The 7,642-nt window shown below is 67.9% G+C and carries 7 protein-coding genes and 1 pseudogene; 1 reads left to right on the forward strand and 7 read right to left on the reverse strand.

Features of this window, described 5'->3' with window-relative positions:
* From QOD90_RS15870 to QOD90_RS15900, 7 genes are all read right to left on the reverse strand, one after another.
* Positions 1–243, reverse strand: a 243-nt coding sequence (locus tag QOD90_RS15870; protein WP_526351330.1) for a Mur ligase domain-containing protein, incomplete at its 3' end; no start/stop codon positions are given.
* Positions 240–1,799, reverse strand: a complete 1,560-nt coding sequence (locus QOD90_RS15875) for a UDP-N-acetylmuramoyl-L-alanyl-D-glutamate--2,6-diaminopimelate ligase (RefSeq protein WP_526351332.1) — start codon at positions 1,797–1,799, stop codon at positions 240–242. The genes QOD90_RS15875 and QOD90_RS15870, both read right to left, overlap by 4 nt.
* Positions 1,800–1,854: 55 nt before the next feature.
* The gene (locus QOD90_RS15880; RefSeq protein ID WP_526351334.1) at positions 1,855–3,726 is read right to left on the reverse strand and encodes a peptidoglycan D,D-transpeptidase FtsI family protein; all 1,872 of its coding nucleotides are present in this window, start codon (positions 3,724–3,726) and stop codon (positions 1,855–1,857) included.
* Positions 3,723–4,739: a cell division protein FtsL gene (gene ftsL / locus QOD90_RS15885; protein ID WP_526351336.1), complete on the reverse strand. Its 1,017-nt coding sequence runs from the start codon at positions 4,737–4,739 to the stop codon at positions 3,723–3,725. Before ftsL ends, QOD90_RS15880 begins: the two co-directional genes overlap by 4 nt.
* The gene (gene rsmH / locus QOD90_RS15890; protein ID WP_526351338.1) at positions 4,739–5,878 is read right to left on the reverse strand and encodes a 16S rRNA (cytosine(1402)-N(4))-methyltransferase RsmH; all 1,140 of its coding nucleotides are present in this window, start codon (positions 5,876–5,878) and stop codon (positions 4,739–4,741) included. The genes ftsL and rsmH overlap by 1 nt, the downstream gene beginning before the upstream one ends.
* Positions 5,853–6,284, reverse strand: a complete 432-nt coding sequence (gene mraZ / locus QOD90_RS15895; RefSeq protein ID WP_526351340.1) for a division/cell wall cluster transcriptional repressor MraZ — start codon at positions 6,282–6,284, stop codon at positions 5,853–5,855. The genes rsmH and mraZ overlap by 26 nt, the downstream gene beginning before the upstream one ends.
* Positions 6,285–6,644: 360 nt before the next feature.
* On the reverse strand, positions 6,645–7,046 hold the full coding sequence (locus QOD90_RS15900; RefSeq protein ID WP_526351342.1) for an SCO2097 family morphological protein: 402 nt from the start codon (positions 7,044–7,046) through the stop codon (positions 6,645–6,647).
* A gap of 231 nt (positions 7,047–7,277) precedes the next feature.
* Between QOD90_RS15900 and QOD90_RS15905 the strand changes: the two are divergent.
* Positions 7,278–7,642: pseudogene (locus QOD90_RS15905) on the forward strand (GNAT family N-acetyltransferase); the annotation flags it as partial.

Raw genomic sequence — 7,642 nt, forward strand, 5'->3', positions numbered from 1 at the left:
GGGCACGCCGACCGGGCGAGCCGCCAGCACGGCGGCCGCACCGGCGGCGACGGCACCCGCGGCGAAGTCATGTCCGTCGGAGCGGGCGCCGGGCAGCGCCAGGAACAATCCGCCGGGCGAGACGGCACGCGAGTCGAACTCGACGGTTCCGGTGACGCGCGTCGTCTCGGCATCTTCGGCCGAGACGTCGGTCAGTTCGCCGCCGACGATGCGGGCGATCTGGGCCAGCGTCAGGTCGATCACGACCGCGCCCCGAGAGCTTGGAGCGCGCGGGCCAACTCGTCACGGTCGTCGAAGGGCCGCGTCCGGCCGTGACTCGTTTGACCCCCCTCGTGACCCTTGCCTGCGACCAGCACGACGTCTCCTTCTCTGGCCCAGCCGACGGCGAAGTCGATGGCGGCCCGGCGATCCCCGATCTCCACGACCTCCGCGGTACCGTCGGCCGCCCCTTCGACGATCGCCGCCCGAATGGCGGCCGGCTCCTCGTCACGCGGATTGTCATCGGTCACGACGACGAGATCGGCCAATTCGGCGGCGGTCTGGCCCATCGGGGCACGCTTGCCGGCGTCCCGGTTGCCGCCTGCGCCGAACACCACGGCGATGCGCCCACGCAAGTTTCCCCCCGGGTCGCTCCGCTCCAGCCCACCGAGCTGAGCGCGCAACGTCTCCAGCACCGCGCGCAGCGCGCCGGGCTTGTGCGCGTAGTCGACGAGGGCGAGGAAGCTCTGACCGCAGTCGATCGGTTGGAGTCTGCCTGGGACGCTCGCGGTTCGCAGTCCTGGCGCCGCCTGCTCCGGCGACACGCCGACCGCGTCGAGGAGTGCAGCCGCCAGCAGACCGTTGGCGACGTTGTAGTGCCCGGGTAGACCGATGCCGAGAGCGTGGTGCACGCCCGCGGGATCGACCGCAAGGAACTGCTGGCCGCCTCCGGCGGCGGCGCCGACGTGCTCGACCCGCCAGTCCGCGTCGCGACCAGACACGCTCACGGTGACGGGACGTTCGGCGCGGGTCGCGATGGTGCGGCCCCCTTCGTCGTCGATGCAGACCACGGAAACGTCTGCGTGCGTCGATGATCCAGGGTCGAAGAGCCGCGCCTTGGCGTCGAGGTAGTCCTCCATCGTGGGGTGGAAGTCCAGGTGGTCGCGGGACAGATTCGTGAAGCCGCCGACCGCGAAGTGCACGGCGTCGACCCGACCCAACGTCAACGCGTGGCTGGACACCTCCATCACGACGGTGTCGATGCCACGTTCGAGCATGACCGCGAGCAAGGCCTGGAGGTCGGGCGCTTCGGGTGTGGTCAGCGCGCTGGGTTCGTCGCGCCCATCGATGCGGATGCCGACCGTGCCGATGAGGCCGACGACGCGTCCCGCGGCGCGGAGCCCGGCCTCCACCAGATAGGTGGTGGTGGTCTTGCCCGACGTTCCCGTCACACCGATCACCCGCAGGTGTTCGGACGGCCTGCCGTAGACCACGGCCGCCAACTCGCCGAGCACGGTCCTCGGCGCGGGATGCACCAACACGGGCACGTCGATGCCGTCCGACATCACCGTCACGCCCGCCTCGTCGGTGAGCACCGCGACGGCACCTTGGCGCACGGCGTCCGCGGCGTACTTGGCGCCATGTGCCGACGCACCAGGCAGGGCGGCGAAGAGATCTCCCGGCTGAGCGTCCTGACCTCGCAGCGTCACACCGGTGACCCGCACCGGGTCCGAACCGACACCGGCGAGGGGGACCGCCTGCACCCGGTCGGCCAATGCGGCTAGGCCTTCACCGACGGGACGTGAGGGACGCAAATTCATGGCCATGACACCCTACCGGCCGGGCGTCGGCCGTCGGCATGGGTGAATCCCTGGCTCAACCCTGCAGGACGAGCGGCGGGCCGGGATCGGGCGACAGCGGCACGTTCTCGCGTTGCAGCAGCCACGCCGACAGATTGTGGATCAGCGGCGCAGCCGTCGTGCCTGGCGAACCGTCGGCGGTGCGGTGCGGGTTGTCCATCATCACCCCGACGACGTAGCGCGGATCGTTCGCGGGCACGATCGCCGCGAAGGTGATCCAGTAGACGTCGTCGTAGTAGCAGCCGCAGCCGGGGTTGATCTGCTGCGCGGTGCCCGTTTTGCCCGCGATCTGATAGCCGTCCACCGCGGCGCCGGACCCCGTGCCCTGCTGGACACCGGCCGGATCCTTCTGAATGGTGGCGCGCAACATGTTTCGCACGGTCTGAGCCGTCTGAGCCGACACCACACGCACCCCTTCTGGCCGCGGCTCGTCGGTGTGGGTGCCGTCCGAGCTGATCGTCGACTTGATGATCCGGGGAGGGACACGAACGCCGTCGTTGGCGATGGTCTGATACATCCCGGTCATCTGCAGCAGCGTCATCGAAAGACCCTGTCCGATGGGCAAATTGGCAAACGAGCTGCCCGACCACTGATCGATCGGCGGTACTAGACCCGCACTCTCGCCGGGCAGGCCGACGCCGGTCCGCTGACCAAGCCCGAACTTGTCGAGCATCTCGGCGTACCGTTCCGGCCCGATCCGCTGAGCCAGCATCAGGGTTCCCACGTTGGAGGACTTACCGAAGATGCCTGTGGTGGTGTACGGCATCACACCGTGCTCCCACGCGTCCTTCACGGTGACGCCACCCATGTCGATGGAGCCGGGCACCGACAGCACCTCGTCGGGGTTGGTCAGTCCGTTCTCGATCACCGTCGATGCCGTGATGATCTTGTTCACCGAGCCCGGCTCGAACGGTGAGGTCACCGCGAGGTTGCCCAGTTGGCGGTCCTCCTGGCGGCCGATGTCCTGGCTCGGGTCGAACGTGTCGTCGTTCGACATCGCCAGCACCTCACCGGTCTTCGCGTCGAGGACCACCGCCGAGACGGTCTTGGATCCCGACAGTTCCTTGGCCTGCTGCACCTGCTGCTGGACGTAGAACTGGATGTCGTCGTCGATGGTGAGCTGGACCGTCGAGCCGTTGACCGCGTCGTGCCGGTTGCGGTAGCTGCCGGGGATCACGACACCGTCGGAACCCCTGTCGTAGGTGACCGACCCGTCGCTGCCCGCCAGCTTGGCGTCGAGGGAATCCTCGAGACCGAGCAGGCCGTGACCGTCCCAGTCGATGCCGCCGACGATGTTCGCCGCGAGGGACCCGCCGGGGTACTGACGGATGTCCTGGCGTTCCGCCCCAACTTCCGGGTACTTCGCGATGATGGCGTCGGAGATCGCGGGATCGACTGCGCGGGCGAGGTACACGAAGGAGTCCTTGCTCGACAACTTCTTGTAGAGCGTCTCGGCGTCGGGCTTGTTGTTCAGAAGACCCGCCACGCCCTTGGCGATCTCGCGGAGCCGCTTCACCGGATCAGGAGCGTCGGGCGTCTTGCCCTGAGCCTCGACCAGTTGTTTCTGCACCTTGGCGGGCTGAAACGTCAACGCGCGTGCCGCGGTCGTGAACGCCAGCTTGTCCGCGTTGCGGTCGACGATGCTTCCGCGCAGGGCATCTTCGACGTCAGTGACCTTGAGCTGACTGGCGGCTTCGGCACGAAGTCCCTCGGCCCTCGGCACCTGAAGCATGAAGAGCTGCCCCGCCGCGAGAATCAGGACGAGCAGGATCACGACGTTGCCCACCCTGTGGCGGAACACGAAGGAAGCGGTGCGCGGTCCGCCGTCGGCGACGGGTGTGCGCGTCCGACGTTCGTTCGCAGGATGCGGCGTCCCCGACCGACTCATGCCTGCGGACCTGGCACCGGTGCCGATGCCGGGACTACTTGATCAGCCGCGGGCGGCGGCCCTGGGAGGGCAGCCCCCTGCGGCGAATCGAGGTGCGGAGCCGAGGCATCCATCGGTGCCGCCGGCACCGGTGCCGGTAGCTCGGCCGGGGCCGGGGCCGGTACGGGCGCCCCCACCGGTGCGACGGCCTCCGGTCCTGGCGGGACCGGAGCCGTGGCGGCGATTGCGGGCACGGGGATTTCGGGGTTGGGCAGCGGTACCGCACGCGGCGGAAGGTGCACGGCCACCTCGCGGGGGTCGACGACGCGTGGTGCGGGCGGAGCAGGCGGCGCGGGTGGCGCCGGTTCGGGCAGCGGACTGTTCAGCGGTGGCGGCTGGACGCCCTGGGCCGGCTTGGGCGTGCCGACGACGATCCAGTTACCGGACGCGTCCTGCACCAGGTGCGCGGTGTCCCTCGAGGGGATCATGCCGAGGTTTCGCGCAGCCTCGGCGAGAGCCGGCGCCGCCTGAGCCTCGAGCACGTCACGCTCGAGACCTTCCTTCTGCTGTAGCAGCGCCTGATTGACCTGGCGCGCTCGGCCCAGTTCATAGGACCGCTCGGCGGCATCCGTCGACAACCACAGGGTGACGCCGAGGCCGAGGCCGAGCGCTCCGATCACCAGCACCACGAAGGGCACCCTGGTGACGAACCTGCGCGGGTCGAGGTCGATGGACGACAGTTTGACGAGTAGCCGCTCCCGGAGTGGTGGACGAACCACCTTGGGCGCCTTCGCCTTCCGCGCCTTGGCTCGCGCCTTGGCCTGGGCGGCGTTCTTCGGCCTGACCGGGCCCTCGGTGGGACGGGGCAGCGGGCTGGTGTGCGGCCTCGAGTGTTCGGGGCGCTGCTCGCGAGTCGACCGACGCCCGCGTGGCGGTGCATCGGTCGCACGCCGCTGGGCCGCGGCTTCGCGCGGCTTGCGTGGCTTGTGCTGGCGTTCGTCGCTGGCACGCACCGGTTCTCGTCGCTTCGCCATCACGAACCTTCCCTTCTGACAACCTTTTCCAGAGCTCGCAGCCGTACCGATGCGCTGCGGGGGTTGATGTCGATCTCGTCGGCGCCCGCCTTTTCCGCGCCCCGCGTCAACGACACGAAGTACGGCCCGTGGCCTGGCAGCTCGACCGGAAGCCCCGCCGGAGTTCGGGACGCCGTCGCGGAGGCGAACTCGCCCTTGACGATTCGATCCTCCAGCGACTGATAGGCCATCACGACGATGCGCCCGCCTTCGCGCAGTGCAGTGAGCGCGGCGGGGACGGCCGAGCTCAATGAGTCCAACTCACCGTTCACCGCGGTCCGCAACGCTTGGAAGGTGCGCTTACCCGGGTGCCCTCCGGTGCGACGGGCAGGCGCCGGGATGACGTCGTAGAGCACTTCGACGAGTTCGGCTGTCGTCTCGAACGGCTTGCGGTCACGTCGTCGCACGATCTCGCCTGCGATGCGACTGGCGAAGCGTTCCTCGCCGAACTCCTGCAGTACCCGGGTCAAGGCCCTCTTGTCGTAGGTGTTCAGGATCTCTGCGGCGGTCAGTGGCGCGTCCTGATCCATCCGCATGTCCAGCGGCGCGTCAACGGAGTAGGAGAACCCGCGCTCGGCGCGGTCGAGTTGCATGGACGAGACGCCGAGGTCGAAGAGGACACCATCAATGGGAAGCGCGGCGCCATCCCGATCTGCCCAAAAACCGTCGTATCGCGTCTGTACGAAGGTAACTCGATCGCCAAAGGGCGCCAATCGCTCGGCTGCGATCGCCAGCGCGGTGCGGTCTCGGTCCAGACCGATGAGGTGCAGTCCGGGCAGTTCGGTGAGGAATCGTTCGGCGTGGCCGCCCGCGCCAAGGGTGGCGTCGACGAGGACGGCGCCGGCACCGTCGGCGGCGCGTCGGGTGAGAGCGGGCTTCAGCAGTTCGACGCAGCGGGCGAGTAGCACCGGGTCGTGCGGGTGAACCTCAGGCATCGCAGTACCCCCGGTTGGTGTGCCCGCCCTTGCACGGAGGTCCCTGTCCGAGGTTGCGGACCTGGCGTTGGGGAAGTACGCCAGGGCCGGTTCGGGCAGAGGCCACCATGCAAGGGCTTGGCCGGTCTCAACGGTCGATTTAGATGATGTCGCGCAGGGTGTCATCGCTGGCCGCGGAGAAGTTCTCTTCGTGGGTCTGCTGATATTCCTGCCAAGCTCGTGCGTCCCAGATCTCCAGGTACTCGATCGAGCCGATCACCACGCAGTCCTTGGAGAGGTCCGCGTACTGGCGATGGTCGGCCGACAAGGTGATCCGGCCCTGGGCGTCGGGGTGTTGTTCGTCGGTCGCCGCAGCTAGGTACCGCAGGTAGGCGCGTGCGTCCGGATTGCTGCGCGATGCCTGCGAGGCCCGTTCTGCGAGCTTCTCGAATTCCGCCCGCGGGTAGACGGCCAGGCTGTGATCTTGGCTCTTGGTGACCATCAACCCCCCTGCCAGCGCTTCGCGGAACTTGGCGGGCAGCGTGAGCCGCCCCTTGTCGTCGAGCTTGGGCGTGTAGGTGCCGAGAAACATCCCGCCACCTCCAACCACTCGGCTGAATCCCGAGTCGCTTCGCTTCTGCCCTCCGACGGAGCCCTAGCCGCTCCGTTGTCTGCCACATTACCCCACGATCCCCCACTTTGCTCCATCTGCTGGCAAAAGCATGGGCATAAACCCCACTGCACACCACAAACAGGGCCTGGTTGGCTGCCGAGTACCGCTCCGGACGGCGCCGATGAGTGCATTCGCGCAGCTAGACGGCCATTCGGCCCGACGTGGGGCGGGGTGGGGCGAAAGGGCAGGCCGATGCGCGACCGGCGCCAGCTACGGCGTGTCGGGCGGCAAAGAAAAAGGGCAGCTCCCTACGGAGCTGCCCCTGATGTCCCGCGGACCTCAATCTTCGAAGCGGCGGCGGAACCTTTCCTCCATGCGGCTGGCGAACGAATTGCTACCCTTGGCGCGCCTCTGCTGCGCCGAACCCACCTCTGGCGGAGCACCTTCGCGGCCGCCCGCCACCCGTGGCCCCGTGATCGCGAACACCACTCCGCCGAACATCAGGATGAAGCCGAACACGCTCAGAATCGGAAATCCACTGATCTGGGTGGCACGGAGGGCGACACCGCAGATCAGGAGTGCCAGCCCGACGATGAAGACAACCGCACCCTGAAGCCGGCGTCGCGCCGAGGGCGCCCGCAGGTTCCCGCCGCGCACACTCGACGCGAACTTGGGATCCTCGGCATAAAGAGCGCTCTCGATCTGGTCGAGCATGCGCTGCTCATGATCGGAGAGTGGCATCCGCGCCTCCCATGTTGCGTCCCTGCTGCGCCCGCGAAACCGCGGCCGTGCGTTCAAAGTACGTACGCCCCGCGTTTACGGGGCATCTGATCACCATGATACGAGCAGAATCCGACCCGTACCACCTACTTCGGAGCTCGATTGTAGTTGGTGGCCCCTCGGTGGCGAGATACTACGTCGCTGACCGGATAATGACGTCTACTCGGCAATCGCGCGAAGGGCACCAATAGGTTGGCCACGTTCCTCATCGACCTGTCACCCGTCGACATGCAGCGGCGCCTCGGGGAGGCACTCGGCGTCTACGTGGACGCGATGCGATATCCCCGCGGCACCGAGGATCAGCGTGCCTCGATGTGGCTGGAACACACCCGAAGAACGGGCTGGACGGCAGTCGCGGCCGTCGAAGGACCGGAACCATCCCCCGACGAAGACCCGCAGGCACTGAGCTCGGCTCCCATGCTTGGTGTGGCCTACGGGTATTGCGGCGCACCGGATCAGTGGTGGCAACAACAGGTGGTGCAGGGCCTGGAACGCGGGGGCACGGGCAAGTCGCGCATCGCCGAGCTGATGTCCAACTACTTCGAACTCACCGAGCT

It is taken from the genome of Mycobacterium sp. (assembly GCF_032161845.1).
Classification (GTDB): domain Bacteria; phylum Actinomycetota; class Actinomycetes; order Mycobacteriales; family Mycobacteriaceae; genus Mycobacterium.

What these genes read in the sequence shown, in the direction of transcription:
- QOD90_RS15880 (WP_526351334.1), bottom strand. Translation starts at nt 3,726, where the DNA reads ATGAGTCGGTCGGGGACGCCGCATCCTGCGAACGAACGTCGGACGCGC.
- mraZ (WP_526351340.1), bottom strand. Translation starts at nt 6,284, where the DNA reads ATGTTTCTCGGCACCTACACGCCCAAGCTCGACGACAAGGGGCGGCTC.
- ftsL (WP_526351336.1), bottom strand. Translation starts at nt 4,739, where the DNA reads ATGGCGAAGCGACGAGAACCGGTGCGTGCCAGCGACGAACGCCAGCAC.
- QOD90_RS15900 (WP_526351342.1), bottom strand. Translation starts at nt 7,046, where the DNA reads ATGCCACTCTCCGATCATGAGCAGCGCATGCTCGACCAGATCGAGAGC.
- QOD90_RS15875 (WP_526351332.1), bottom strand. Translation starts at nt 1,799, where the DNA reads ATGAATTTGCGTCCCTCACGTCCCGTCGGTGAAGGCCTAGCCGCATTG.
- rsmH (WP_526351338.1), bottom strand. Translation starts at nt 5,878, where the DNA reads ATGACACCCTGCGCGACATCATCTAAATCGACCGTTGAGACCGGCCAA.